Annotated in this window: 22 protein-coding genes; 11 read left to right on the top strand and 11 right to left on the bottom strand. The window is 66.8% G+C overall.

The window, feature by feature from the left end:
- Window positions 1-79 precede the first annotated feature (79 nt).
- Window positions 80-442, top strand: coding sequence for a hypothetical protein (locus ACZ5TO_RS10065; protein ID WP_464797973.1), 363 nt, complete (start codon window positions 80-82; stop codon window positions 440-442).
- 44 nt (window positions 443-486) lie between these two features.
- Here ACZ5TO_RS10065 and ACZ5TO_RS10060 read toward each other — a convergent pair whose 3' ends face one another.
- The 7 genes from ACZ5TO_RS10060 to ACZ5TO_RS10030 form a co-directional block, all read right to left on the bottom strand.
- Window positions 487-972, bottom strand: a complete 486-nt coding sequence (locus ACZ5TO_RS10060) for a CreA family protein (protein ID WP_464800374.1) — start codon at window positions 970-972, stop codon at window positions 487-489.
- 71 nt (window positions 973-1,043) lie between these two features.
- On the bottom strand, window positions 1,044-1,790 hold the full coding sequence (locus ACZ5TO_RS10055) for a copper homeostasis protein CutC (RefSeq protein ID WP_464797972.1): 747 nt from the start codon (window positions 1,788-1,790) through the stop codon (window positions 1,044-1,046).
- A gap of 19 nt (window positions 1,791-1,809) precedes the next feature.
- Window positions 1,810-2,865 (bottom strand): dipeptidase, encoded by a 1,056-nt coding sequence (locus tag ACZ5TO_RS10050; protein WP_464797971.1) that lies wholly within the window; start codon window positions 2,863-2,865, stop codon window positions 1,810-1,812.
- A gap of 72 nt (window positions 2,866-2,937) precedes the next feature.
- Window positions 2,938-4,098: an N-acetylglucosamine-6-phosphate deacetylase gene (nagA, locus tag ACZ5TO_RS10045; protein ID WP_464797970.1), complete on the bottom strand. Its 1,161-nt coding sequence runs from the start codon at window positions 4,096-4,098 to the stop codon at window positions 2,938-2,940.
- Window positions 4,095-5,117, bottom strand: coding sequence for an SIS domain-containing protein (locus ACZ5TO_RS10040; RefSeq protein WP_464797969.1), 1,023 nt, complete (start codon window positions 5,115-5,117; stop codon window positions 4,095-4,097). The genes nagA and ACZ5TO_RS10040 overlap by 4 nt, the downstream gene beginning before the upstream one ends.
- A gap of 20 nt (window positions 5,118-5,137) precedes the next feature.
- Entirely contained in the window at window positions 5,138-5,902 is a 765-nt protein-coding gene (locus ACZ5TO_RS10035) for a GntR family transcriptional regulator (protein WP_464797968.1), read from the bottom strand.
- On the bottom strand, window positions 5,899-6,786 hold the full coding sequence (locus tag ACZ5TO_RS10030) for a glucosamine kinase nucleotide-binding domain-containing protein (protein WP_464797967.1): 888 nt from the start codon (window positions 6,784-6,786) through the stop codon (window positions 5,899-5,901). The genes ACZ5TO_RS10035 and ACZ5TO_RS10030 overlap by 4 nt, the downstream gene beginning before the upstream one ends.
- A 196-nt stretch (window positions 6,787-6,982) precedes the next feature.
- Here ACZ5TO_RS10030 and ACZ5TO_RS10025 point away from each other — a divergent pair, with 196 nt between their 5' ends.
- The 9 genes from ACZ5TO_RS10025 to ACZ5TO_RS09985 all read left to right on the top strand — a co-directional run bounded on the left by ACZ5TO_RS10025 (window position 6,983) and on the right by ACZ5TO_RS09985 (window position 18,575).
- A complete protein-coding gene (locus ACZ5TO_RS10025; protein ID WP_464797966.1) occupies window positions 6,983-7,876 on the top strand; it encodes an N-acetylmuramic acid 6-phosphate etherase in 894 nt (297 codons plus the stop codon).
- 46 nt (window positions 7,877-7,922) lie between these two features.
- Window positions 7,923-9,182: an ABC transporter substrate-binding protein gene (locus ACZ5TO_RS10020; RefSeq protein ID WP_184140128.1), complete on the top strand. Its 1,260-nt coding sequence runs from the start codon at window positions 7,923-7,925 to the stop codon at window positions 9,180-9,182.
- A 283-nt stretch (window positions 9,183-9,465) separates the two neighbouring features.
- The gene (locus ACZ5TO_RS10015) at window positions 9,466-10,416 is read left to right on the top strand and encodes a carbohydrate ABC transporter permease (RefSeq protein ID WP_184140126.1); all 951 of its coding nucleotides are present in this window, start codon (window positions 9,466-9,468) and stop codon (window positions 10,414-10,416) included.
- Between the two features lie 14 nt (window positions 10,417-10,430).
- On the top strand, window positions 10,431-11,270 hold the full coding sequence (locus tag ACZ5TO_RS10010; RefSeq protein ID WP_184140124.1) for a carbohydrate ABC transporter permease: 840 nt from the start codon (window positions 10,431-10,433) through the stop codon (window positions 11,268-11,270).
- An 8-nt stretch (window positions 11,271-11,278) separates the two neighbouring features.
- Window positions 11,279-12,331: a Gfo/Idh/MocA family protein gene (locus ACZ5TO_RS10005; RefSeq protein WP_464797965.1), complete on the top strand. Its 1,053-nt coding sequence runs from the start codon at window positions 11,279-11,281 to the stop codon at window positions 12,329-12,331.
- A gap of 10 nt (window positions 12,332-12,341) precedes the next feature.
- On the top strand, window positions 12,342-13,343 hold the full coding sequence (locus tag ACZ5TO_RS10000) for an ABC transporter ATP-binding protein (protein WP_464797964.1): 1,002 nt from the start codon (window positions 12,342-12,344) through the stop codon (window positions 13,341-13,343).
- 176 nt (window positions 13,344-13,519) lie between these two features.
- Entirely contained in the window at window positions 13,520-14,800 is a 1,281-nt protein-coding gene (locus ACZ5TO_RS09995) for an efflux RND transporter periplasmic adaptor subunit (protein ID WP_464797963.1), read from the top strand.
- Window positions 14,801-14,810: 10 nt separating this feature from the next.
- The gene (locus ACZ5TO_RS09990; protein WP_184140116.1) at window positions 14,811-17,945 is read left to right on the top strand and encodes an efflux RND transporter permease subunit; all 3,135 of its coding nucleotides are present in this window, start codon (window positions 14,811-14,813) and stop codon (window positions 17,943-17,945) included.
- A gap of 6 nt (window positions 17,946-17,951) precedes the next feature.
- Window positions 17,952-18,575 (top strand): TetR family transcriptional regulator, encoded by a 624-nt coding sequence (locus ACZ5TO_RS09985; protein WP_464797962.1) that lies wholly within the window; start codon window positions 17,952-17,954, stop codon window positions 18,573-18,575.
- On the opposite strand, the gene ACZ5TO_RS09980 is transcribed toward ACZ5TO_RS09985, so the two are convergent.
- Genes ACZ5TO_RS09980 through ACZ5TO_RS09965 form a run of 4 tightly spaced genes read right to left on the bottom strand, consistent with a single transcriptional unit; the run spans window position 18,567 to window position 23,200 of the window.
- Window positions 18,567-18,809, bottom strand: a complete 243-nt coding sequence (locus ACZ5TO_RS09980) for a hypothetical protein (RefSeq protein WP_464797961.1) — start codon at window positions 18,807-18,809, stop codon at window positions 18,567-18,569. The two genes, ACZ5TO_RS09985 and ACZ5TO_RS09980, sit on opposite strands and share 9 nt — an antisense overlap.
- 2 nt (window positions 18,810-18,811) lie before the next feature.
- Window positions 18,812-20,044, bottom strand: a complete 1,233-nt coding sequence (locus ACZ5TO_RS09975; protein WP_464797960.1) for an aminomethyltransferase family protein — start codon at window positions 20,042-20,044, stop codon at window positions 18,812-18,814.
- On the bottom strand, window positions 20,041-21,594 hold the full coding sequence (locus ACZ5TO_RS09970) for a phytoene desaturase family protein (protein ID WP_464797959.1): 1,554 nt from the start codon (window positions 21,592-21,594) through the stop codon (window positions 20,041-20,043). The genes ACZ5TO_RS09975 and ACZ5TO_RS09970 overlap by 4 nt, the downstream gene beginning before the upstream one ends.
- The gene (locus tag ACZ5TO_RS09965; RefSeq protein ID WP_464797958.1) at window positions 21,581-23,200 is read right to left on the bottom strand and encodes a phytoene desaturase family protein; all 1,620 of its coding nucleotides are present in this window, start codon (window positions 23,198-23,200) and stop codon (window positions 21,581-21,583) included. Before ACZ5TO_RS09965 ends, ACZ5TO_RS09970 begins: the two co-directional genes overlap by 14 nt.
- Before the next feature lie 161 nt (window positions 23,201-23,361).
- Between ACZ5TO_RS09965 and ACZ5TO_RS09960 the strand changes: the two genes are divergently transcribed.
- Entirely contained in the window at window positions 23,362-24,180 is an 819-nt protein-coding gene (locus ACZ5TO_RS09960) for a class I SAM-dependent methyltransferase (protein WP_464797957.1), read from the top strand.
- The last annotated feature ends 7 nt before the right edge of the window (window positions 24,181-24,187 follow it).

The following is a 24,187-nucleotide window of genomic DNA, read 5'->3' as shown; positions in this document are numbered from 1 at the left end:
GCCGCAAAAAGCCAGGAACCAAGCGCGCCTCCTTCCGTTTTCTTCCTGCTTCTTGCAAACGAAACAGTGGAGAATTCCAATGAAGAAGACAGTTACGATCGCCCTTGCCTCGCTTCTCGCCGCTTCGCCGGTCGCAGGCATCGCCTATGCCCAGAGCGCCGCTGAGCCCATGGCCTCCGATTCGATGTCGACGGGTTCCATCTCCGCCGACCAGGTCAACGTGGTGACGCTCTCCTCGCTGGAGGCCGACAAGAGCAAGACCTCCGAATTCGACCGCGTGAAGATGCTGTCGAACGATCCGGCAGCCATGGAGAAGGCACAGAGCGAACTCCAGTCCGACCCGACGCTGGCACAGGTTCTCGCTTCCAAGAACGTCCAGCTTCAGAACGTCGTGGAAGTGAAGACGGCGGCCGATGGCGGCAAGATCGTCTACGTCAAGTAAGCGGGACATTTCCCGAAAAGCGCCCCGGCCATGCCGGGGCGTTTTTACGGCTTGTCCTTCGTCCAGGTGACGTTCTCGCCGTAGAGCGGCACGGTGGAGATCGACATCTTGGCAGAGCCGTCCGTCACCTCGCGCGAATGGGCGAGGTAGATCAGCGTGTCGTTCGCCTTGTCGTAGACGCGCGTGACGACCAGCGATTTCCAGATCAGCGAAAGCCCGGACTTGAAGACCTCCTCGCCGCCGCGGGAAAGATCGATGTCGCCGATGGCGATCGGCCCGGTCTGGCGGCAGGCGATGGCGTTGTTCGAGGGATCCTCGAACCAGTTGCCGTTCTTCAGCCGGTCGATGACGCTGCGGTCGAAATAGGTGACATGGCAGGTGATGCCGGAAATCTTCGGGTCGCTCACAGCGTCGATATAGATGTCGTTGCCGATCCAGTCGACGCCGACCTTGCCGACGGTCTCCGCCGCGGCAGGCAGGGCGGCGAGCGCCAGGAAGCCGGCGGCGATGGCGGTGCTGAGGCGAGGCATGGTCGGCATGGCGGGTCTCCTTGTTCGGCTAACACGTAAGGATGACGGCCCGCCCCTTGCAAGGTGCCCCGTCAGGATTTTGCGGCGGCGATGGTCGCGCGCACGGCGTCCTTGTCCGTCAGGGTCAACTCGTATTCGCGGTCCTTCTCCGTGCCGCCCATGCCGACATGCGGATTGCGGAAGGCCATGCCGCTCGGCACGGTTTTCAGCGCGGCGAAATGCATTTCCGTAAGGCCCGCCCCGTCGCGCACCGTGCGGATGTTCCCGGCATCGAGCGCGCCACAGCCCATGACGACGATGCGGCCCGCCGCCTGCTCGACGGCGCTTTTCAGGATCGCGATGCCTTCCACGGCCGTGTCGCGCTGGCCGGAGGTCAGCACGCGGTCGACGCCGCAGCGGACCAGCGCTTCCAGCGCCTCACGGGCGTCGGCGGTCATGTCGAAGGCGCGGTGGCAGGTGACGGACATGGGCCGCGCCGCCTCGACCAGCGCCTTCGTGCGGGCCTCGTCGATCTTCCCGTCCGGCGTCAGGCAGCCGATGACGACGCCCGCAACACCCTCCTCGCGCAGCGCCTTGACGTCCTCGACCATGCTGGCGAACTCGGCTTGCGAATAGAGGAAATCGCCGCCGCGCGGGCGGATGATGACGTGGACCGGGATTTTCGCCGCCTTCACCGCGGCGCGGATTGTCGCGAGGCTCGGCGTCAGGCCGCCTTCCATCAGGCTGGCGCAGAGCTCCACGCGGTCGGCGCCGGCTTCCTGCGCGGCGAGGAAGCCGTCGATGCCTTCCACGCACAGTTCGATGAGGGGCTTTGCCATAGTGGCCTCCGCCGGTTGGTCAGGCTTCGCGCCAGACGGTTTTCAGGAGCCGCAGCCAGTTCTCGCGGCAGAGTTTTGCAAGGTCGTCCTCGCCGTAGCCTGCCGCGCGCAGCGCCTCGACCAGCGCCTGGCTGCCGGCCGCATCGCCGACGGCGGCGGGGATCGTCGCGCCGTCGAAATCCGAGCCGAGCGCCACGCAGTCGATTCCCATGCGCTCGACCATGTGGTCGATATGGCGCACCATGTCGGAAAGCGGGGTGTCGGTGTTTTCGAGGCCATCGGCGCGCAGCATGGTGGTGGCGTAGTTGAGGCCGGCAATGCCCTTGCGCTCGCGGATGGCGTCGAGCTGGCGGTCGGTGAGGTTGCGCGAGATCGGCGTCAGGGCATGCGCGTTGGAATGGGTGGCGACGAGCGGCTGCGTGCTTTCGCGCGCCACGTCCCAGAAGCCCTGCTCGGTGATATGGGCAAGGTCGATCATGATGCCGAGCCGGTCGCATTCCTTCACCAGCGCGACGCCCGCGGCGGTGAGGCCGGGGCCGGTATCGGGCGAGGAGGGGAAGGCGAAGGGCACGCCATGGCCGAAGCGGTTGTGCCGGCTCCAGACGGGGCCGAGCGAGCGCAGGCCCGCGGCATAGAGCGTTTCGAGCGTCGCAAGGTCGCCGGCAACGGGCTCGCAGCCTTCGATATGGAGGACGGCGGCGAAGCGGCCCTTGTCCATCGCGGCGCGGATATCGGCGGTGGAGCGGCAGATGGCGAGCGCGCCCGCGCGCTCCAGCCGGAAGGCGATGGCGGCCATCTCCAGGGCGGTGTTGAGCGCCGCGGGCTGCTCCAGCGGGCCGACCATCGGGATGTTGTAGTGGCCGTTCGCGTCGAGCTCGCGCGCCGGATAGTCGCCGTTCGGCGGAATGAACATGGCGCAGAAGCCGCCGGCAAGCCCGCCCTTCTTCGCGCGCGGCGCGTCGATATGGCCCTCGTTCGTGCCGTCGACGAATTCGGCGACCGGGTCGGCCCCGAGTTTGGCGTGCTCCCAAAGGCGCAGGAGAACGTCGTTGTGGCCGTCGAAGATCAGTTGCATGGTGCCGCTCCTATCCTTGTCCGGCCCGGTAGAGCCGATTCCGCCGCCATCCGCAAGGACGGCGGCGATGTCTCAGGCGGCGAAGACCGGCGTGCCGGCGATCCAGGTGGAGACGACCGCGACATTGCCGTCGATGACGGCGAAGTCCGCGTCGTGGCCATGCGTCAGGCGGCCCTTGCGGCCGGTCATGCCGATCGCCTCGGCGGGATAGAGCGAGGCCATGCGCAGCGCTTCCTCCAGCTCGATGCCGACCGTGTCGCGCATGTAGCGCACGCAGGAGGCCATATCGATGTCGGCGCCGGCGAGCGTGCCGTCGGCGAGCGTCAGGCGGCCACCCTCGCGAAAGATCTCGCGGCCGTTGAGGAAGAAGCTCGTCATGTCCGTTCCCATCGGCGACATGGCGTCGGTGACGAGGAAGATACGGCCGGGGCCGCGCTTGGCCCGCAGCGCCGTGCGGATGGCGGCGGGGTGGACATGGAAGCCGTCGGCGATGAGCCCGGCGCTGACATGGCCGAGGTCGAGCGTGGCGCCGACCATGCCGGGCTCCCGGTTGCCGAGCTGGCTCATGGCGTTGAAGAGGTGGGTCACCACTTGGGCGCCCGCCTCGACGGCGGCGGCGGCGGTCGCATAGCCGCTGTCGGAATGGCCGAGGCTGACGGTGACGCCCGCCGCGGCAAGGCGCGCGATCTGTGCGTTGCTGGCATTTTCCGGGGCGAGCGTCGTCAGCAGCGCTTCCAGGCCCTTGCGGGCGGCGACGGTGCGTTCGAGGTCCGCTTCCTCCATCGGGCGGATGAGGGCCGGGTCGTGCGCGCCCTTGCGGGCGATGGAAAGGTGCGGGCCTTCCAGATGCAGGCCGAGGAAGCCGGGCACCGCCGCAGCGCGCGCGGCAAGGCCGGCGGCGATGGCCTCTTCCGTCACTTCGGGCGTGTCGGTGATCAGCGTCGGCAGGAGGGCGGTCGTGCCGAAGCGGGCATGGGCCGCGCAGATGGTGCGGATGCCCTCGACGTCGCGGCGCTCGTTGAGCAGCACGCCGCCGCCGCCGTTGACCTGGAGGTCGACGAAGCCGGGAACCAGCGAGAGGCCGTCCATCGGCACGATATGGGCCTCGGCCGGCACGTCGCGCAGCAGCGCGATGGCGGCGACCTTGCCGTCCTCGATGACGAGCGCATGATGCTCGTGCCAGAGGTCCCCGTCGAAAATGCGGGCGCCGGTAATTGCGGTGAGCGCTGTCATCGGGTTTCCGTCACTTTCTTGAGGTTGACCGGCTTGTCCGGATCGAGGCCGCGCCCACGCGACCAGGCCTCCACGAAGCCGTAGAAGGGCACGATGAGCGCGAGCGCGTCGGTGATCGGGTGGCCGGTGGCGACGAAGGGCAGTTTTCGCGCGCTTTTGGCGCCGGCGGCGGTGATGCCGACATAGGCGCCGCGCTCGGCTAGGCTGTCGGCCATGCCGGTGACGGAGGCTTCCGCCGCGTCCCGCGCGGCAAGTGCGATGACCGGGAAGGCGGGGCCGACGAGGGCGACCGGGCCGTGCAGCACCTCGGCCGACGAATAGGCCTCGGCATGCATGCCGGAGGTCTCCTTGAACTTCAGCGCCGCCTCGCTGGCGATGGCAAGGCCGGGGCCGCGGCCGAGCACGTAGAGCGACTGGGCATCGCGCAGGTCGCCGGCAAGCTCGGACCAGTCGAGCGCCACAGCCTTGGCGAACTGCTCGGGAAGGTCCTTCACGGCGCGGTCGAGCGCGGCATCGCCGATCCATTCGGCGAGCACGGCAAGGCCGGCGACGATGGAGTTGACGTAGGATTTCGTCGCCGCGACGGAAAGCTCCGGCCCTGCGCAAAGGTCGAGCGAATGGGCGCAGGCCTCGGCGAGCGGTGAGGGCAGCGTGTTGGTGAGCGCGATGGAGACCGCGCCGCCCTTCGTCGCGCCCTCGGCCATGGCGACGATGTCCGGGCTCTTGCCGGACTGCGAGATGGCGATGGCGGCGGCCCCGCCGAGCTTCAGCTTCGCGCCGTAGATCGAGGCGAGCGAGGGGCCGAGGGAGGCGACCGGCCGGCCGGCCGTCAGCTCGATGGCGTATTTCAGGAAGAGGGCGGCATGGTCGGAAGAGCCGCGGGCGACCGTCACGAAGAACTGCGGGTCGCGCTCGCGCAGCGCCTTGCCGGCGGCGGCGATGGCGCTTGCCGAATTTGCCAGGAGGCGTGCCGCCGCTTCGGGGATTTCGTTGATCTCTTTCAGCATGTTGGTCTGCATGGAAGTCCCTTTGCGATTGGTCACGACTCGGAGAGCGTGAGTTCGGCGACGAAGTCGTAGGCGTCGCCCCGGTAGATGGAGCGGGTGAACTCGACCACCCGGCCGCTGCGAAGATAGGAGACCCGCTCGATGGACAGCCCCGCCGAGCCGGGCGGCACGCCGAGGATCGAGGCGTCGGGATCCTTCATGTTGTAGGCGGAGATGCGCTGGACGGCGCGCACCGGCCGGCAGCCGCGCTTTTCCAGCGCGGAATAGAGCGAATCGCCGACCTGCAGCGGATCGGGCAGGAACTCGGCGGAGATGCAGGCGCGCTCGATGGCGAGCGGCATGCTGTCGGCGATGCGCAGGCGCCCGAGCCGCGCCACCAGCGCATCGGCCGGCAGGCCGAGCATCATCATTTCGTCCGGCGAGGGGTGGAAGAGGCCGCGGTCGAGCCATTCGGCGCGGGTGGTGAGGCCGCGGCGCGCCATGTCCTCGGTAAACGAGGTGAGGCGGGAGAGCGACTGCTGCACCTTGGAAACGGGCTTGGCGACGAAGGTGCCGGAGCCGTGGCGGCGCACGAGAAGGCCGTCCTTGACGAGGTCGTCGACGGCCTTGCGCACGGTGACGCGGCTGACATTGGCGTGGTCGGCAAGGTCGCGCTCGGCCGGCAGCGCATCGCCGTAGTTCAGCTTGCCGGAGGTGATGGCATCCTCCAGCGTCTGGCGCAGCTTGACGTAGAGCGGGCCGGGTACGCCCGATTGCAGGCTTTCCGGCGGCAGGATGGCGGAAAGGGGCGTCGTCATGCGGCGGCTCCCCGGCGATCGGCATGGCCCTTGGCGGCGAGCGCCACGGCGCCGGTCAGCGCGTCGGCCTCCGCTTCCACCAGGTTCGCGCGGTGCTGCTCGGAAAGCCAGGGCGGATAGATCGCCGCAAGGCCGCCGAGCAGGCACAGGCGCGGTGCGCCCGCGAAAGCCATGATGGCGTCGAGAGATTCGTTCACTGCCGCCGCGCCCGCCCTGACGAGGGCGATGGCCTGCGGATCGCCGCGGCCGGCATGGTCGAAGAGGAGGGGCGCGAAGCGGCCGAAATCGCCGGGCTTGGAGAGGCGGGCGAATTCGACGATGCCGCGCGGGTCGCCCTTGAATTCCTCCAGCACGGCATCGGTCACGCCGGAGCGCGGATGCACGCCGTCATGGGCGAGCAGCGCTTCCTGGAGGAGGGCGTGGCCGAGGCGGGCGCCGCCGCCGAGGTCGCTGACCGTGAAGCCCCAGCCGCCGATATAGCGGATCGCACCGGCCTTGCGTGCCATGTAGATGGCGCCGGTACCGAGGATCGCCACGGCCCCTTCGCCGTCGCCGATCGCGCCCTGCAGGGCGATCAGGCCGTCGGAATCGATGTCGGTATGGCGGAAGGGCAGGCGGTCGCGCACGTAGCGGGTCAGGTCGCCGACATTGGTGCCGGCAAGGCCGAGGAAGGCGGAGGCGCTGTTGACGCCGGCTTCGTCGAGCCCCGCGTCGCGGAAGGCGGCCTTCGCCGCTTCCGTGATGGAGATGATGGCGTTGTTGGGGTCGGTCAGGATATTGGCCGCGCCGCTCTTGCCGCGCCCGAGAATGATGCCGTCCGGACGCGCGACCGCCGCGCGGCAGCTCGTTCCCCCACCGTCGATACCGAGAATATGGTCAGTCATGGGCACCTCCATGAGCAACGATACCAAAAAAATACCAATAACCAAGGGGTATGGTGGTATCGAAAAGGTGCTTTGGCATAAAATATTGATTTTAATGGAATAAAATATTCTGAGGCAAAAAAGTGGTCTCAAAAATTAATTTCCTATGGACAATTGGTATTTTTTTGGCATTAATTTCGGCCAGAGGAGAAACGAAATGGCCGCAGGCAGGACCGAAGGCAGGCATGATCACGCGACCGGGCTGGACGAACGTCAGCCCGTGGATGCGTTGAAAGTGCTCGCGGATGGCCAGAAGGCCGCCGCCGCCGTAGTGGACGCCGCGCTCGGCGATATCGCCGCCGCGTCCCGCCTTGCCGCCGACGCGCTCTCCTCGGGTGGCCGCCTTGTTTACGCCGGCGCCGGCAGTTCCGGCCTGATGGCCATGGCCGACGCGCTCGAGCTTCCCGGCACCTACGGCATTTCCCGCGACCGCATCGTCATCCTGCTTGCCGGCGGCGCCGCGAGCCTCGAAGACCTTGCGGGCGGCTATGAGGACGACGGTGCCCTTGCCCTGACGGATGCCTCGGCAACCGATATCGGTCCCGGCGACTGCGTCATCGCGGTTTCGGCGAGCGGCAGCACGCCCTATGTGCTGGAAATCGCGGCATATGCGAAGGGGAAGAGCGCCCGCCTCGTTGCGATGGCGAACAATCCCGGCGCGGCGCTCTTTGCCGGCGCGGACGCCGCGATCCTGTTGCAGACGCCGCCGGAAGTCATTTCCGGCTCCACGCGCATGGGCGCGGGCACGGCGCAGAAGATCGCCTTCAACCTGTTTTCCACGCTCGTCGGCATCCATCTCGGCCACGTCCACGACGGCCACATGGTCAATCTCAAGGCCGACAACATCAAACTGAAGGGGCGGGCCTGCCGCATCGTCTCCGACATCTCCGGTGTCGGGCTCGATGAGGCCGAACGCCTTCTCACGCGCTCCGAAGGCTCGGTCAAGACGGCCGTGCTGCTGGCCGCGGGGGCGAAGGATGCCGGTGCCGCGCAGGCGGTGCTGGACCGGTCGGGGCAAAGCCTCCGGCGCGCCCTCAAGGCTCTCGGATAACCAAGATCTCAAAACGCGCTGCGGCGCATAAAAAGGGGAGAATGCAATGACACGCAACGCAATCAAGGGTCTGCTCCTTGCCACGAGCATCCTCGGCACGGCCGGGATCGCCCAGGCGGCGGACACCACGCTGACCGTCGAAAGCTGGCGCAACGACGACCTGTCGATCTGGCAGGAAAAGATCATCCCGGCCTTCGAAGCCAAGAACCCGGGCATCAAGGTCGTCTTCGCGCCGACCGCGCCGACCGAGTACAACGCAGCCCTCAACGCCAAGCTCGACGCGGGCTCGGCCGGCGACCTCATCACCTGCCGTCCGTTCGACGCCTCGCTCGAGCTCTTCAACAAGGGTCACCTTGCCGGCCTCAACGACCTGCCGGGCATGGAGAACTTCTCCGACGTCGCCAAGTCCGCATGGACGACGGACGACGGCGCGACGACCTTCTGCGTGCCGATGGCCTCGGTCATCCACGGCTTCATCTACAACAAGGACGCCTTCGACCAGCTCGGCCTGAAGGTTCCGGCGACGGAAGCCGAATTCTTCGACGTCCTCGAGAAGATCAAGGCCGAAGGCAGCTACATCCCGATGGCGATGGGCACGAAGGACCTCTGGGAAGCCGCCACCATGGGCTACCAGAACATCGGCCCGACCTACTGGAAGGGCGAGGAAGGCCGCAAGGCGCTCATCAAGGGCGAGCAGAAGCTGACCGACGAGGGCTGGGTCGAGCCGTTCCGCGTTCTGGCCAAGTGGAAGGACTACCTCGGCGACGGCTTCGAGGCGCAGACCTATCCGGACAGCCAGAACCTCTTCACGCTTGGCCGCGCGGCCATCTACCCGGCCGGCTCGTGGGAAATCGGCCTGTTCAACACGCAGGCCCAGTTCAAGATGGGCGCCTTCCCGCCGCCGGTGAAGAATGCCGGCGACACCTGCTACATCTCGGACCACAACGACATCGGCATCGGCCTCAACGCCAAGAGCGCCAATGCGGACGCCGCCAAGAAGTTCCTGAGCTTCGTCGCCTCGCCGGAATTCGCCGACATCTACGCCAACTCGCTGCCGGGCTTCTTCAGCCTGAACTCGACGGCCGTGAAGATGAACGACCCGCTGGCGCAGGAATTCGTCTCCTGGCGTGAGAAGTGCAAGCCGACGATCCGCTCGACCTACCAGATCCTGTCGCGCGGCACGCCGAACCTCGAAAACGAGACCTGGACGGAATCGGCCAACGTCATCAACGGCACCGACACGCCGGAACAGGCCGCCGAAAAGCTCCAGAAGGGCCTCGACAGCTGGTACAAGCCGGCCAAGTAAGCCTTCCGTCGGCTGCTGAACTCTGCTTGAGGGGCAGGCGCTTGCCTGTCCCGGTCCTCTCCCCGCCAATCCGGGGAGAGGGACTTCCGGCGGCGCGGCTCGAAACGACGGGCGCCAGGCCGTTTCCTCCGTCCCGGTGGACAGAGGATGCCGAAAGGCAAATTCGGGGCGCGGCCCCGCTACTAATGTGTATGCTGAAATCGTCATGTGCGGCAGGCCTGCCGCGCACGGCATCCGCGCATGCGGATTTCCTGGAACAACAACCGGAGGGGCAGGCTGGGCCATGAGCGACATACCTTCTACCCATGATGAAATGCAGCCGATCAGACGGCCGGTGCGCTGGCATGTCGGCGTCTTCCTGCTGCCGGCCCTCATCGTCTACACGGCGGTCATGATCCTGCCGCTCATCGAGACGCTGCGCCTTTCGCTGTTCAACACGGTGGACGGCCAGTCGACCTTCGTGGGCCTCGGCAACTTCAAGGTGCTGTTCGGCGACGAGCGCTGGGCGCACGACTTCTGGAACGCGCTGAAGAACAACTTCGTCTTCTTCACGATCCACATGCTCGTGCAGAACCCGATCGGCGTGGCGCTCGCGGCCATGCTGTCGCTGCCGAAGCTGCGCTTTGCCGCCTTCTACCGCACGGCGATCTTCCTGCCGACGCTGCTCTCCTTCGTCATCGTCGGCTTCATCTGGAAGCTGATCCTCTCGCCGATCTGGGGCGTCTCGCCCTTCCTGCTGGATGTCGTCGGCCTGAAGTCGCTGTTCTCGCCCTGGCTCGGCAAGCCGAATTCGGCGCTCATCGCCGTCTCGCTCATTTCGGTCTGGCAATATGTCGGCATCCCGATGATGCTGATCTATGCCGCGCTCCTCAACATCCCGGACGAGGTGATCGAGGCGGCCGAATGCGACGGTGTGACCGGCTGGAGCCAGTTCTTCAAGATCAAGCTGCCGCTGATCCTGCCCGCCATCGGCATCATCTCGATCCTCACCTTCGTCGGCAACTTCAACGCCTTCGACCTCATCTACACCGTGCAGGGCGCGCTTGCCGGGCCGGACGGCTCGACGGATATCCTCGGCACGCTGCTCTACCGCACCTTCTTCGGTTTCCAGCTCCAGCTCGGCGACCGCTCGATGGGCGCGACGATCGCGACGGTCATGTTCCTCATCATCCTCGCCGGCGTCTCGCTCTATCTCTTCGTCATCCAGCGGCGCATGCGTCGCTACCAGTTCTGACCGGGGGGGCTGACATGTCCAAGGCACGCAATTCGCTCACCCGCACGTCGCTCGTCCACCTCGCGCTGATCGGCTATGCGATCATCTCGGTCTTCCCGGTGTTCCTGACGATCATCAACTCGATGAAGGCGCGCAACGCGATCTTCCGCAACCCGATGCAGCTTCCGACGCCCGAGACCTTCGACCTCGTCGGCTACACCACGGTTCTGGGGCAGGGGGATTTCGTCAACTACTTCCAGAACAGCTTTATCGTCACGGTGGTCTCCATCGCGCTCGTGCTGCTCTTCGGCGCCATGGCCGCCTTCGCGCTCTCCGAATACCGCTTCCGCGGCAACACGCTGATGGGTCTCTATCTCGCCATCGGCATCATGATCCCGATCCGCCTCGGCACCGTCGCGATCCTCCAGGGCATGGTGGCGACGGGGCTCGTCAACACGCTGACGGCGCTGATCCTCGTCTACACCGCGCAGGGCATTCCGCTCGCCGTCTTCATCCTCTCGGAATTCATGCGGACCGTCTCCGACGACCTCAAGAATGCCGGGCGCATCGACGGGCTTTCGGAATATTCGATCTTCTTCCGCCTCGTGCTGCCGCTCGTCCGGCCGGCCATGGCGACGGTCGCGGTCTTCACGATGATCCCGATCTGGAACGACCTGTGGTTCCCGCTGATCCTCGCCCCGAGCGAGGCGACCAAGACGGTGACGCTGGGCTCGCAGATCTTCATCGGCCAGTTCGTCACCAACTGGAACGCGGTGCTCGCGGCGCTGTCGCTGGCGATCTTCCCGGTCCTCGTCCTCTACCTCGTCTTCTCGCGGCAACTGATCCGCGGCATCACCTCGGGAGCTGTAAAGTGAGTTCTGCCATGACCCCCGTTCGCGTTCTTTCGGCCGGTCTCGGCAACATGGGCAGGAGCCACGCGCTCGCCTATCACGAAAACCCGGGTTTTGAGATTATCGGCCTCGTCAACCGCTCGAAGGTGCCGGTGCCGGAAGGGCTCGAAGGCTACGAGATCCTGCCGTCCTTTCACGAGGCGCTCAAGGAGCTGAAGCCGGAGCTCTGCTCGATCAACACCTATTCGGACAGCCATGCCGAATATGCCATCGCGGCGATGGAGGCGGGCGCCCATGTCTTCGTGGAAAAGCCGCTGGCGACCACGGTGGCCGATGCCGAGCGCGTCGTCGCCTGTGCGCGGGCCAACGGCCGCAAGCTGATCGTCGGCTATATCCTGCGCCACCATCCTTCCTGGATGCGGCTCATCGCGGAGGCCCGCAAGCTCGGCGGTCCCTACGTCTTCCGCATGAACCTGAACCAGCAGTCGAGCGGACCGACCTGGGCGACGCACAAGGCGCTGCTCCAGACGACGCCTCCCATCGTCGACTGCGGCGTGCACTATGTCGACGTGATGTGCCAGATCACCGATGCGAAGCCCGTCGAGGTGCGCGGCATGGGCCTTCGCCTCTCCGACGAGATCCGGCCGGACATGTACAACTACGGCCATCTCCAGGTGCTCTTCGACGACGGCTCGCTCGGCTGGTACGAGGCGGCCTGGGGGCCGATGATCTCGGAAACGGCCTTCTTCGTGAAGGACGTCATGTCGCCGAACGGCTCGGTCTCCATCGTCATGGACCCGAACGCCAAGTCGGACGACATCGACACCCACACCAAGACGGCGGTGATCCGCCTGCACAATGCGGCGACCGGACCGGACGGGAAATTCCTGTCGCCGGACGAGGACCTGAGGATGGCGGGCGAACCCGGCCACCAGGAACTGTGCGACCGCGAGCAGGCCTTCGTGCTGAAGGCGATCCGCGAGGATGTCGATCTCTCGCGCCACATGGACGACGCGGTGCAGTCGCTGAGGATCTGCCTGGCGGCCGACGAAAGTGTCAGAACCGGCCAGCCGGTCAAGCTCTAAGGGGATATCGATGGGCTCTCTTCAACTGAAATCCGTACGCAAGTCCTTCGGCTCCGTCGACGTGCTCAAGGGCATCGACCTCGACGTGAAGGACGGCGAGTTCGTCATCTTCGTCGGCCCGTCCGGCTGCGGCAAGTCCACGCTGCTGCGCATCATCGCCGGGCTCGACGACGCCACCTCCGGCTCGATCACCATCGACGGCGCGGAAGTCGTCAGCGTACCGCCCGCCAAGCGCGGCATCGCCATGGTGTTCCAGTCCTACGCGCTCTATCCGCACCTGTCGGTGAAGGACAATATGGGCCTCGGCCTCAAGCAGGCCGGCACGCCGAAGGCCGAGATCGACAAGCGGATCGACAGGGCCTCGGCCATGCTGTCGCTCGAAAAGTATCTCGCCCGCCGCCCGGCCGAGCTTTCCGGCGGCCAGCGCCAGCGCGTCGCCATCGGCCGCGCCATCGTGCGCGAGCCCAAGCTCTTCCTCTTCGACGAGCCGCTCTCCAACCTCGACGCGGCGCTGCGCGTCAACACGCGCCTGGAGATCGCCCGGCTGCACCGGGAGCTGAAGGCCACCATGATCTACGTCACGCACGACCAGGTCGAGGCGATGACGCTGGCGGACAAGATCGTGGTGCTCGATGCCGGCGTCGTTCAGCAGGTCGGCTCGCCGATGGAGCTCTACAACCGCCCGGCAAACCTCTTCGTCGCCGGCTTCATCGGCTCGCCGGGCATGAACTTCATCGACGCGGCCCGCCTCGGCGTTGCGGATGCGCGCACCGTCGGCGTGCGCCCGGAGCATCTTTCGCTCTCGCGCGAGGCCGGCGAATGGCAGGGCAAGGTGGTGCATGTCGAGCATCTCGGCGCCGACACGATCGTCTACCTGGAATCGGACAAGGTCGGCACCATCACGGCCCGCCTCTTCGGCGAGCATCACTACGAGCCCGGCGAGACGATCTTCGCAACGCCGGCCCAGGGCCAGACGCATCGTTTCGACGAGAACGGCCGCGCTATACGTTGAGGACCCTCATCACAATTTCGTGATCGGGGCGGATTGCGGCGTGCCGGCCGTAATCGGCGATTGTCAAATGGCAAACTTTAACATACAGCCTTGTCGGTATGTTGCGATGCGGTGATCTTCCGGTCACCGCATCGACTCGTTTTCAGCACCCAGCCGGTGTTTGGCCGGCATCGCCTATGGAAGATCCCATGCGTTTCATGAGACCGATTTCGATTGCGACCCTTGGCGCCCTGCTCATTCTTGCCGGCTGCAACGACGAGCAGCAGCAGGGCGGCGGCTTTGCCTTTCCGCCGCCGCAGGTGGCCGTCATCACCGTGAAGGCCGAGGACGTGCCGATCACCAACGACCTGCCGGGCCGCATCGCCGCCACGCGCGTTGCGGAAGTGCGACCGCGCGTTTCCGGCATCGTCGTCGAGCGCGTCTTCGAGCAGGGCTCGCAGGTCAAGGAAGGCGACGTGCTCTACCGCATCGATCCCGCCCCGTTCCAGGTGCAGGTCGACAGCGCCGAGGCGACGCTGCGCCGGGCCAAGGCCGTGCAGACGCAGGCGCGGGTGGATTCCGAACGCCAGGAGCAGCTCAAGAAGTCGAACGTCGCCTCCGCCCAGGCCTATGACGACGCCATCGCCAAGCTCGCCCAGGCCGATGCCGACGTGGCCATCGCCCAGGCCGGCCTCGAAACTGCCAGGCTCAATCTCCAGTATGCCGACGTGAAGGCGCCGATCAGCGGCCGCATCGGCCGCGCGCTCATCACGGAAGGCGCGCTGGTCTCGGCGGGCGGCACGGAAAACCTCGCCACGATCCAGCAGCTCGATCCGGTCTATGCCGACTTCACCCAGTCGGCGACGGATCTCATCCGCCTGCGCAAGGCCCTGCAGGACGGCGCACTGATGGCCGACAACAATTCCGCCGACGTCAAGCTGATGCTCGACGACGGCACGGAATATCCGCATCCGGGCAAGCTCCTGTTCTCCGAAGCCGCCGTCGACGAGACGACCGGCCAGGTGACGCTGCGCGGCGAATTCCCGAACCCGGACGGCGACCTCTTGCCGGGCATGTATGTGCGCGTGCTGATCGAGCAGGGCATCGAGAAGGGCGCCGTGCTCGTGCCGCAGCAGGCCGTGCAGCGCGACTCCTCGGGCGGCGCGCTCGTCTACGTCGTTTCCGCCGACAACAAGGCCGGCATCCGCAACGTGCGCGTCGGCCGTGCCTCCGGCACGCGCTGGGTCATCACGGACGGCCTGAAGGGCGGCGAGAAGATCATCGTCGAAGGCTTCCAGAAGGTGCAGCCCGGCGCGGAAGTCGTTCCGTCCGAATGGGACCCCAATGCGGCGGCCGAGGCCCAGAAGGCGCAGGCCGAGGGCGCGAAGGCCGACGGTGCGAAGGCCGACGACGCGAAGGCTGGCGAAGCCGGCAAGGCCGAAGACGGCGATGCCGCCAAGACCGAGCAGGCCAAGTAAGGATCCGACGATGCCCAGTTTCTTCATCGACAGGCCGATCTTCGCCTGGGTCGTCGCGATCTTCATCATGATCGCCGGCGCCATCGCCATCCCGCTCCTGCCGGTCGCGCAGTATCCGGACGTCGCTCCGCCGCAGATTTCGGTGCGCACGACCTATTCCGGCGCGTCCTCGCAGGACACCTACCAGAGCGTCACCAAGCTCATCGAGGATGAGCTGAACGGCGTCGAGGGCCTGCTCTATTTCGAGTCCTCCTCGAGCGCCGCCGGCTCCGCCGAGATCAACATCACCTTCGCGCCGGGCACCGACCCGTCCCAGGCTTCCGTCGACGTGCAGAACCGCGTCAGCCGCGTCGAGCCGCGCCTGCCCGATTCCGTGCGCCGCCAGGGCGTGCAGGTCGAGGAGGCCGGCTCCGGCTTCCTTTTGATCGTCGCGCTCACCTCCACCGACGGCTCGATGGACGCCATCAGCCTCGGCGACTACCTGAACCGCAACGTTCTGTCGGAAATCCAGCGCGTGCCCGGCGTCGGCCGCGCGCAGCTCTTCGCCACGCAGCGCTCCATGCGCATCTGGCTCGATCCGGCCAAGATGCTCGGCCTGAACCTCACCGCCGCGGACGTCACCGCCGCCGTGCAGGCGCAGAACGCGCAGATCGCCGCCGGCTCCATCGGCGCCCAGCCGAACCCGATCACCCAGCAGATCGCCGCGCCCGTCAACATCAAGGGCCAGCTCACGACGCCGGAGGAGTTCGGCGCCATCGTGCTGCGCGCCAATGCGGACGGCTCTGCCGTGCGCCTGCGCGACGTCGCGCGCGTCGAGGTGGGCGGCGAGAACTATTCGTTCTCCACGCGCCTCAACGGCCAGCCTTCCGCCGCCATCGGCGTGCAGCTCTCGCCGACCGGCAACGCCATGGAGACCTCCGCGGCGATCAAGGCGCGCATGGACGAACTGGCGCAGTTCTTCCCGCCGGGCCTCGAATACTCGATCCCCTACGACACCTCGCCGTTCGTGAAGGTGTCGATCGAGAAGGTCGTGCACACGCTGCTCGAAGCCGTCGGCCTCGTGTTCCTCGTGATGTTCCTGTTCCTGCAGAACATCCGCTACACGATCATCCCGACGCTCGTCGTTCCCGTCGCGCTGCTCGGCACCTGCGCCGTCATGCTCGCCATGGGCTTCTCGATCAACGTGCTCACCATGTTCGCCATGGTGCTCGCCATCGGCATCCTCGTCGACGATGCGATCATCGTCGTGGAGAACGTCGAGCGCATCATGTCGGAAGAGGGCCTGCCGCCGAAGGAGGCGACCCGCAAGGCGATGAAGCAGATCACCGGCGCCGTCATCGGCATCACGCTGGTGCTCGCCTCGGTGTTCATCCCGATGGGCTTCTTCCCGGGCGCGGTCGGCGTCATCTACCAGCAGTTCTCGCTGACCATGGTGGTCTCGATCCTCTTCTCGGCCTTCCTCGCCCTGTCGCTGACCCCGGCGCTCGCCGGCAGCTTCCTCAAGCAGGTTCCCAAGGGCCACCATCACGAGAAGCGCGGCTTCTTCGGCTGGTTCAACCGCGGCTTTGCCCGGACCTCGAAGAGCTATAGCGGCGGCATCGGCTGGCTCGTGCGCCGCACCGGCCGCTTCATGGTCATCTATCTCGCGATCCTGGCGGGCCTCGGCTACATGTTCGTGAAGCTGCCGTCCTCGTTCCTGCCGGACGAGGACCAGGGCTTCGTCATCGTCATGATGCAGCTTCCCTCGGAAGCGACCGGCCACCGCACGGACGACGTGCTGGCCAAGACCGAGAAGATCTTCGGCCAGGAGCCCGCGGTCGACACCATCGTCGGCATCAACGGCTTCTCGTTCTTCGGCGCGGGCCAGAATGCCGGCCTTGCCTTCGTGACGCTGAAGGACTGGTCCGAACGCGGGCCGGACAATTCGGCCCAGTCGATTGCCGGCCGCGCGACCATGGCGATGAGCCAGATCAAGGATGCGATCAGCTTCGCGCTGTCGCCGCCGCCGATCCAGGGCCTCGGCACGACGGGGGGCTTCTCCTTCCGCCTGCAGGACCGCGCCGGCCTCGGCGCCGAGGCGCTTGCCGCCGCGCGCGACCAGCTTCTCGGCCTTGCCGCCCAGAGCAACGTCGTTCAGGGCGTGCGCTTCGACGGCATGCCGGATGCGGCCCAGGTCAACATCGTCATCGACCGCGAAAAGGCCAACACCTTCGGCGTGACCTTCGCGGACATCAACACGACGATCTCGACCAATCTCGGCTCCACCTACGTCAACGACTTCCCGAATGCCGGGCGCATGCAGCGCGTGACGGTGCAGGCGGACCAGAACGAGCGCATGCAGGTCGCCGACCTCCTCAACCTCAACGTCCGCAATTCCAAGGGCGGCATGGTGCCGATCTCCTCCTTCGCGACGGCGGAATGGGTGAAGGCGCCGACGCAGACCGTGGGCTACAACGGCTATCCGTCGATCCGCATCAGCGGCGACACCAAGCCGGGCTTCTCCTCGGGCGATGCGATCGCGGAAATGGAGCGGCTCGCCGGCCAGCTTCCGCCGGGCTTCGGCTACGAGTGGACGGGCCAGTCGCTGCAGGAAATCCAGTCGGGCTCGCAGGCGCCGATCCTCATCGGCCTCTCGTGCCTCCTGGTGTTCCTCTGCCTTGCCGCGCTCTACGAGAGCTGGTCGATCCCGCTCGCGGTCATCCTCGTCGTGCCGCTCGGCGTCATCGGCGCGGTCATCGCCGTCACGCTGCGCGACATGTCGAACGACGTCTACTTCAAGGTGGGCCTCATCGCGATCATCGGCCTTTCGGCGAAGAACGCGATCCTGATCATCGAGTTCGCCAAGGAGCTGATGGCGGATGGGCGCTCGCTGGTCGAGGCGACCATCGAGGCCTGCCACCTGCGCTTCCGCCCGATCCTGATGACCTCGCTCGCCTTCACGCTCGGCGTGCTGCCGCTCGCCATCGCCACGGGCGCAAGCTCGGGCAGCCAGCGCGCCATCGGCACCGGCGTCATGGGCGGCATGATCACCGCGACGGTGCTCGCCATCTTCTTCGTGCCGGTCTTCTTCGTCTTCGTGATGAAGCTGTTCGGCTACGGCAAAAAGAAGGAGGAGCCGGCTCCGGCGGCAGGTCCCGCGGAGTAGGCTGCCATGCGCCGGACCAAGGCCGCGGCCAAGGAAACCCGCCAGCAGATCCTGCTGGCGGCCGAGCGGGTCTTCTATGAAAAGGGCGTCGCCCATGCCTCCATGGAGGATGTGGCGCGCGCCGCGGGGGTCACCCGCGGCGCGATCTACTGGCATTTCGCCAACCGGGCGGACCTCGTGCTGGAACTCTACAGTTCCCTGCCGCTGCCGCAGGAAGAGCTGATCGCCCGCGAGCTGGAGGCGGACAATGCCGACGTGCTCGGCGTGCTGGAGCGGGTGGGCCGCGAATGGCTCGACGTGCTGGCCGCCGACGAGCACCGCCAGCGCATCCTCTCGATCCTCCTGCGCTGCGACACCGGCGGCGAATTCGCCGCGATCTCCGAGCGGCAGAACGACATCGACGACGAGCACATGCAGGCGCTGGAGGCGGCCTTCGCCAAGGCCCAGCGGCAGGGCAAGCTCTGCGCCTCATGGACGCCGCGCGCGGCGGCCGCACAATTGCGCTGGGTCATCAAGGGGCTTTGCTCGGAATGGCTGCTGTTCGGCCGGCGGTTCGATATCGCCGGGGAGGGCAAGGAGGCGCTCAGCCGGCTTTTCGGCAGCTATGCGCCGCGCCAGCCCTCAGCCTGAACGCCACGTTTCGAGCTTCTTTATCCAGTCCGCGCCGAGCTTCCAGCGCCGGAGCACCGAGACGGGGTCTTCCGCATCGAGCCGCGAACAGATGCGGTAGATTTCCAGCACCTCCGGCGACATCTCGCCGCGCTGGCAGAAATACATGGCCGCCGCATAGCGGGCGCGCCCGGACCATTCGGCGCCGGGCGGCGTCGTGACGATCTGCCAGTTGCGGCGGGTCTCCTCGTCCATTTCTATTTCAGGCCCGGCGGCGTTGCCGTGCGGCGGGCGAGCTTGACGAAGGGGCGCGGCACGATCTTCGCGCGCTTCATCAGCTTCTGGTACTGCAATTCCCGCATGGCGTAGATCTCCACCCACAGGTCCTCGGTGAACTTCGACCCGTAGGGCCGTTCGAGGCTGGCGATGGCGATGTTGCGCTTGGCCGTCGGCGACCAGATGCCGGCGGTGACGATGCCCGCCTCGTGCTTTTTCCGATGATAGACGATGGCGTGCTCGGCGGGAATATTCCCTTCGATTTCAAGGCCGACGAGGATGTGCTTGAGAGTTTGATTCCGCCGCGCGTCGAGGATGGCCTTGCGGCCGTTGAAGTTGGGCTTGTCCGGATCGACCAGCCAGTCGAGGCCGATCTCGTCCGGCATGCGCTCCCGGTCGGCGCGCAGCGCTCCCTCGGCGGTGACGAAATCCGTGTTGGCGACGATGAAGCCCGCCTCGATGCGCGCCTGGTTCAGCGCGCCGTAGCCGATGGCGCGGATGGCGTGCAGTTCGCCCGCGCTCCACAGGCGATCCCACAGCGACAGGGCCTTGGCGCGCGGCACGAAGAGCTCGTAGCCGAGGTCGCCGGTAAAGCCGGTGCGCGAGATGGTGACCTCTCCGCCCTCGTGCGGGAAGCTGGCGACGGCGAAGGGTTTCAGCGCCTCCACGCCGGCAAAGCCGGCATCGCGCAGCACGGCGTAGCTGGTCGGGCCCTGCAAAGCGAGGCCGGCGATTTCTTCCGTCTCTTCGCGGATATCGACGGAAAAGCCGAAAGCGCTGTCGAGGAGCCAGGGCAGGTGCCGCTCCTGGCAGCAGAGGCGGAAATCCGCTTCGCCGAGGCGGAACAGCGTGCCGTCGTCGAGCACATGGCCGTGGTCGTCGCACCAGGCCGTGTACTGCACGCGGCCGACGGCGAGCTTGCGCACGTCGCGCAGCGTCAGGCGGTTGAGGTAGCGTTCCGCATCCGGGCCGGTGATGCGGTATTTCACCATGGGCGAGATGTCGAAGAGGGCGGCGGTGGAGCGGATGGCGAAATATTCGAGCTCGCCGTCGAAGAGCGAATGCGGCGCCTTGTAGCCGGCCCAGCTATACCAGTCGTTGACCTCGCTGAGGGTCGCGAGGCGCTCGTGGAACGGCGTTTCGAGGCGCGGGGTGCGGATATGGTCGCGGGCGGCGCGGCGAAGGCCCGCGGCGGATGTCGTCAGGGCATTCATGGCTTGCCTCCCGAAAGGATGTGGCGGGCGGCGTTCCAGCCGGGCAGGCCGGAAATGCCGCCGCCCGGATGCGCCCCGGCGCTGGCGAGGTAGAGCCCCTCGATGGGCGTCGCATAGCCGGAGGCGGCGCCCGTCGGCCGGTTGACGAGCAACTGGTCGGCCTGCAATTCGCCGTGATGCCAATGGCCGCCGGGCAGGTTGTATTCCGCCTCGATGTCCACCGGCGTCATCAGGTCTGCCGCGACGACGGTCCGGCCGATGCCGGGCGCATGGCGCTCCAGCGTCTCCAGCACGATCTTCAGGAAGGCCGGCTTGCCCGCCTCCCAGCCCGTCTTGAGGCGATAGGGGGCATATTGCACGAGGGCCGAGAGCGTGCAGCCGCCGGATGGGGCGAGCGACGGGTCGGCAAGGCTCGGCAGGGTGATCTCCATCACCGGATCGGTGGAGAATTCGCCGTATTTCGCCGGGTTGAAGGCCGTCTCCACCTGTTCCATCGAGCGCGCCAGCACGATGCGGCCGTTCCGCGCTTCCGGGGAAAGGCCTGAGAAATCGGGAACGCGGTCCAGCGCAAGGTCGAGTTTGGCGACATTGCCGTGGCTGCGCACGTTCTTCACCGAGCGCACGAAGCCGGTGCCGCTTTCGGCCGGGTCGACGAGGTGAAGGAAGGTCGTCTGCGGATGGATGGCCGAGACGACGACGGGGGCCGTAATCTCGGTGCCGTCGCGCATGACGACGCCGCTCGCCCTGCCGCGGTCGGCGAGGATGCGGCCGACGGGCGCGCTGCAGCGGATGGTGACGCCTGCCTTCTCCGCCGCGCGCACGAAGGCCGGGGCGATGGCGGCCATGCCGCCGGCCGGCACGACCTGTCCGCCCGACTTGCCTGCCGCCTCGCCGGTGAGGCGGTAGTAGAGACCGAGCAGCGAGGTCGGCGAGCGGGGACCGAGATGGATGCCGAGCGTGGCGTCGAAGGCAAGCAGCCCCTTGAGGCGGTCGTCCGCCAGGTATTCGTCGGCGACGTCGGCGACGTTCATCAGCAGCATGCGCAGGAAATCGCGGCCCTCGCCACGGCCCTTGCGAAGGAGCCCGAGCCCGGCGCCGGCGAGGGTGGAGAGGTCGCCGAGCGAGATGGCGCCGATCTGCGGCGGCGGGCGGCGCAGGAAGCGTTTCAGGATACCGGCCTGGAAGATGAGCTTCTTGCGCAGCGCGGCGAAGGCGGCGGCCTCGTCGGCGGAGACGCCGTCGATGCTTTCGCCATAGGCGCCGCGGAGCGTCACGGCCTTGCCGGAGCCGTCGAGCACCGTCGTCGGCAGCAGCGTTTCGCCGGCAAGATCGAGGCCGATGTCGCGGGCGACGTCGGCATCCAGCCGGTTGACGATATGGGCAAGGCCGGCCGAGCGGAAGCCGGGGGCAAACTCCCGGCCGCGCGCCGCCCCGCCCGGCGCGTTCGCGGCTTCCAGCACCAGCACCTTGCGGCCGCCCTTGGCAAGGCGGGTTGCGGCGGCAAGGCCGTTGTGGCCGGCGCCGATCACGATGGCATCAAACGACGTCATGGGCCTTGCTCATCTCTCCGGAGGAACGCTTGAGGTCGCGCAGGATCTCGGCGGCGGCGTTGCGGCCGGGCGCGCCCATCACCCCGCCGCCGGGATGCGTGGAGGAGCCGCACATGTAGAGCCCGTGGATGGGGCTGCGATACTGGGCATAGCCGGGCACCGGCCGGTTGAAGAGAAGCTGGTCGAAGGTGAGCTCGCCCTGGAAGATGTTGCCTTCCGTCAGGCCCACCTCCGCCTCGATCTCGCGCGGCGTTCGCACCTCCATATGGACGATACGGTCGCGGAAGCCGGGGGAATAGTCGGATATCTGGCCGATGACGGTCTCGGCGAAGGCGTCTCGGTCGGCATCCGTCCAGTCGCGGCCCTCTACCTTCGGCGGGCAATATTGCACGAAGCAGCTCATGAAGTGCTTGCCCGGCGAGGTCATGGTCGGATCGAGCAGGGTCGGGATCATCATGTCGAGGAACGGGTCTTGCGACCAGCGCCCCGCCTTCCAGTCGTCATAGGCCCGCTCCATGCGCTCGACGCTGTCGGTGAAATGCATGTCGCCGCGCATGCAGGTGGAGTTTTCGCCGAGGGCCGGAAATTCCGGCAGGCTGTCGAGCGCGATGTTCACCTTGCCGGAGGAGCCGCGCATCTTGAAATGCTTCACGCGATGGACGAAGTCGCCGGGAAGCGCATCCTCGTCGACGAGCTTCAGGAAGGTGCGCTTGACGTCGGCATTGGAGACGACGAGGCCGGCGCGCAGCTCGTCGCCGTTCGCCAGCACGACGCCGGTGGCACGCCCGCCGCGCGTCAGGACCTTCGCGACTTCCGCATCGGTGCGGATCGTGCCGCCGGAGGCAAGGAACGAGCGGGAAAGGGCCTGCGTCACCGCGCCCATGCCGCCGCGCGCATAGCCCCAGGCGCCGACCGAGCCGTCTACCTCGCCCATATAGTGATGGAGGAGCACATAGGCCGTGCCGGGCGACATGGGGCCGAGCGCGGTGCCGATGATGCCCGAGAGCGCCAGATAGGCCTTGATGACGTCCGTCTCGAAATACTCGTCGAGGAAATCGGAAATCGACATGGTCCAGAAGCGCAGCGTCTCGGCCATCTCGTGCGGGCTGAATTCGCCGAATTTCTTCGCGAGGTACAGGAGTTCGGAAATGTCGCGCGGGCGGAAGCCGAACGGGTCCGGCGCGGTGCGCATCAGAAGCGGCTGGATGAAGCGGCACTGGCGCGTCACGTCGCGGGCATAGCGCTCGTAGGCCTCCGCGTCGCGCTTCGAATAGCGGGCGAATTCGCGGCGATGGCTGTCATGGTCGCGGTAGGAGGCGAGATAATCGCCGTCGCGGGTGAACACCGCGCCGCCCTCGTAGGAGATGACCTGGAGGCCGTGCCTTGGCAGTTCGAGATCGCGCATGATCTCCGGGCGGAAGAGGGAGCAGACATAGGAGCAGTTGGAATAGAGGAAGCCGGGCGTCAGCTCGCGGCTCGTCGCCGCGCCGCCGACCCAGCCGTTCTTTTCCACGACGAGGACGTTGAGGCCGGCGCGCTGGAGATAGCAGGCCGTGACCAGCCCGTTATGGCCGCCGCCGACAATCAGGGCATCGTACTTCTGCATTTTGATGTCTCCCTTGTTTCTAAAAGCTGCATCAAAAGCAAAATGTTGTCCAGATATTCTGAATGATCATTCAGCAAGTATCTTGCAATCGCCTGATTATGCGCTAGAATTTCGGCCGATGAAAACGCGCCGGCCGGGCGCGTCGTGAACGCGGGAAGGCCATGGCGGCATCGGGCGGGGACAGGGCGGCTGCGGAGCCGGAATACGACGAGGCGGCGATCCGCTTCCTCGGCGTGCTCTGGGGCGAGGGCTATCTTTCGCCGGGCGGGCCGCAGGAGGTCGACCGGGTGCTTTCCGGCGTCGATCTTGCCGGCCGGCACGTCCTCGATTTCGGCTGCGGGGCCGGCGGCATCACGCTGCATATCGCCCGCGCCCATGCACCGGCCGAGATCGTCGGCTACGACGTGGAGCAGCCGGTGATCGACAGGGCGAGGGCGGCCGCCGCGGCCGCGGGGCTTTCCTCCGTCGCCCGCTTCGTTTCGAGCCCGCCGGGGCGCCTGCCGTTCGACGACGGCGAGTTCGACGTTATCTTCTCCAAGGATGCGATGATCCATGTGCCGGACAAGGAGGCGCTTTTCGCCGAGTTCTACCGCGTGCTGAAGCCGGGCGGCGTCCTTGCCGCCTCCGACTGGCTGATCGGCCATGACGGCGAGCCGAGCGCGGACATGAAGGACTATGTCGCCGCAGAGGGCCTCAGCTTCGGCATGGCCTCGCCCGCCCGCTATCTTGCGGCCATGGCCGCGGCGGGCTTTGCCGGCGGGCGCGTGGAAAGCCGCAACGCCTGGTACCGCGATGTGGCGCGGGGCGAGCTGGAGCGCCTCGAGGGGCCGCTTCGGGCCGAGGCCGTGGCGGCCGTCGGCGCGGCCTATGTCGAGAAGAACATTCGCACCTGGACCGCCATGCAGAAGGTCCTTGACAGTGGAGAGCATTGTCCGGCTCATCTGCGCGCCAGCAAGCCGGCTGAGGGAATGCGCCCATGACCGTGCT

The sequence above is a fragment of the Shinella sp. Sh6 genome (assembly GCF_055392685.1).
The sequence above is the reverse complement of the archived record's forward strand: the minus strand, read 5'-3'. Positions and strand labels throughout refer to the sequence as shown.

Excerpts from the sequence above, each read along its gene's own strand:
- ACZ5TO_RS10040 (WP_464797969.1), bottom strand. The coding sequence starts at position 5,117 with ATGCAGACCAACATGCTGAAAGAGATCAACGAAATCCCCGAAGCGGCG.
- nagA (WP_464797970.1), bottom strand. The coding sequence starts at position 4,098 with ATGACAGCGCTCACCGCAATTACCGGCGCCCGCATTTTCGACGGGGAC.
- ACZ5TO_RS09990 (WP_184140116.1), top strand. The coding sequence starts at position 14,811 with ATGCCCAGTTTCTTCATCGACAGGCCGATCTTCGCCTGGGTCGTCGCG.
- ACZ5TO_RS10020 (WP_184140128.1), top strand. The coding sequence starts at position 7,923 with ATGACACGCAACGCAATCAAGGGTCTGCTCCTTGCCACGAGCATCCTC.
- ACZ5TO_RS10055 (WP_464797972.1), bottom strand. The coding sequence starts at position 1,790 with ATGGCAAAGCCCCTCATCGAACTGTGCGTGGAAGGCATCGACGGCTTC.
- ACZ5TO_RS10015 (WP_184140126.1), top strand. The coding sequence starts at position 9,466 with ATGAGCGACATACCTTCTACCCATGATGAAATGCAGCCGATCAGACGG.
- ACZ5TO_RS10050 (WP_464797971.1), bottom strand. The coding sequence starts at position 2,865 with ATGCAACTGATCTTCGACGGCCACAACGACGTTCTCCTGCGCCTTTGG.
- ACZ5TO_RS10010 (WP_184140124.1), top strand. The coding sequence starts at position 10,431 with ATGTCCAAGGCACGCAATTCGCTCACCCGCACGTCGCTCGTCCACCTC.
- ACZ5TO_RS09960 (WP_464797957.1), top strand. The coding sequence starts at position 23,362 with ATGGCGGCATCGGGCGGGGACAGGGCGGCTGCGGAGCCGGAATACGAC.
- ACZ5TO_RS09965 (WP_464797958.1), bottom strand. The coding sequence starts at position 23,200 with ATGCAGAAGTACGATGCCCTGATTGTCGGCGGCGGCCATAACGGGCTG.
- ACZ5TO_RS09970 (WP_464797959.1), bottom strand. The coding sequence starts at position 21,594 with ATGACGTCGTTTGATGCCATCGTGATCGGCGCCGGCCACAACGGCCTT.
- ACZ5TO_RS10035 (WP_464797968.1), bottom strand. The coding sequence starts at position 5,902 with ATGACGACGCCCCTTTCCGCCATCCTGCCGCCGGAAAGCCTGCAATCG.
- ACZ5TO_RS09975 (WP_464797960.1), bottom strand. The coding sequence starts at position 20,044 with ATGAATGCCCTGACGACATCCGCCGCGGGCCTTCGCCGCGCCGCCCGC.
- ACZ5TO_RS09995 (WP_464797963.1), top strand. The coding sequence starts at position 13,520 with ATGGAAGATCCCATGCGTTTCATGAGACCGATTTCGATTGCGACCCTT.
- ACZ5TO_RS10030 (WP_464797967.1), bottom strand. The coding sequence starts at position 6,786 with ATGACTGACCATATTCTCGGTATCGACGGTGGGGGAACGAGCTGCCGC.
- ACZ5TO_RS10065 (WP_464797973.1), top strand. The coding sequence starts at position 80 with ATGAAGAAGACAGTTACGATCGCCCTTGCCTCGCTTCTCGCCGCTTCG.
- ACZ5TO_RS10005 (WP_464797965.1), top strand. The coding sequence starts at position 11,279 with ATGACCCCCGTTCGCGTTCTTTCGGCCGGTCTCGGCAACATGGGCAGG.
- ACZ5TO_RS10000 (WP_464797964.1), top strand. The coding sequence starts at position 12,342 with ATGGGCTCTCTTCAACTGAAATCCGTACGCAAGTCCTTCGGCTCCGTC.
- ACZ5TO_RS09985 (WP_464797962.1), top strand. The coding sequence starts at position 17,952 with ATGCGCCGGACCAAGGCCGCGGCCAAGGAAACCCGCCAGCAGATCCTG.
- ACZ5TO_RS09980 (WP_464797961.1), bottom strand. The coding sequence starts at position 18,809 with ATGGACGAGGAGACCCGCCGCAACTGGCAGATCGTCACGACGCCGCCC.
- ACZ5TO_RS10025 (WP_464797966.1), top strand. The coding sequence starts at position 6,983 with ATGGCCGCAGGCAGGACCGAAGGCAGGCATGATCACGCGACCGGGCTG.
- ACZ5TO_RS10060 (WP_464800374.1), bottom strand. The coding sequence starts at position 972 with ATGCCTCGCCTCAGCACCGCCATCGCCGCCGGCTTCCTGGCGCTCGCC.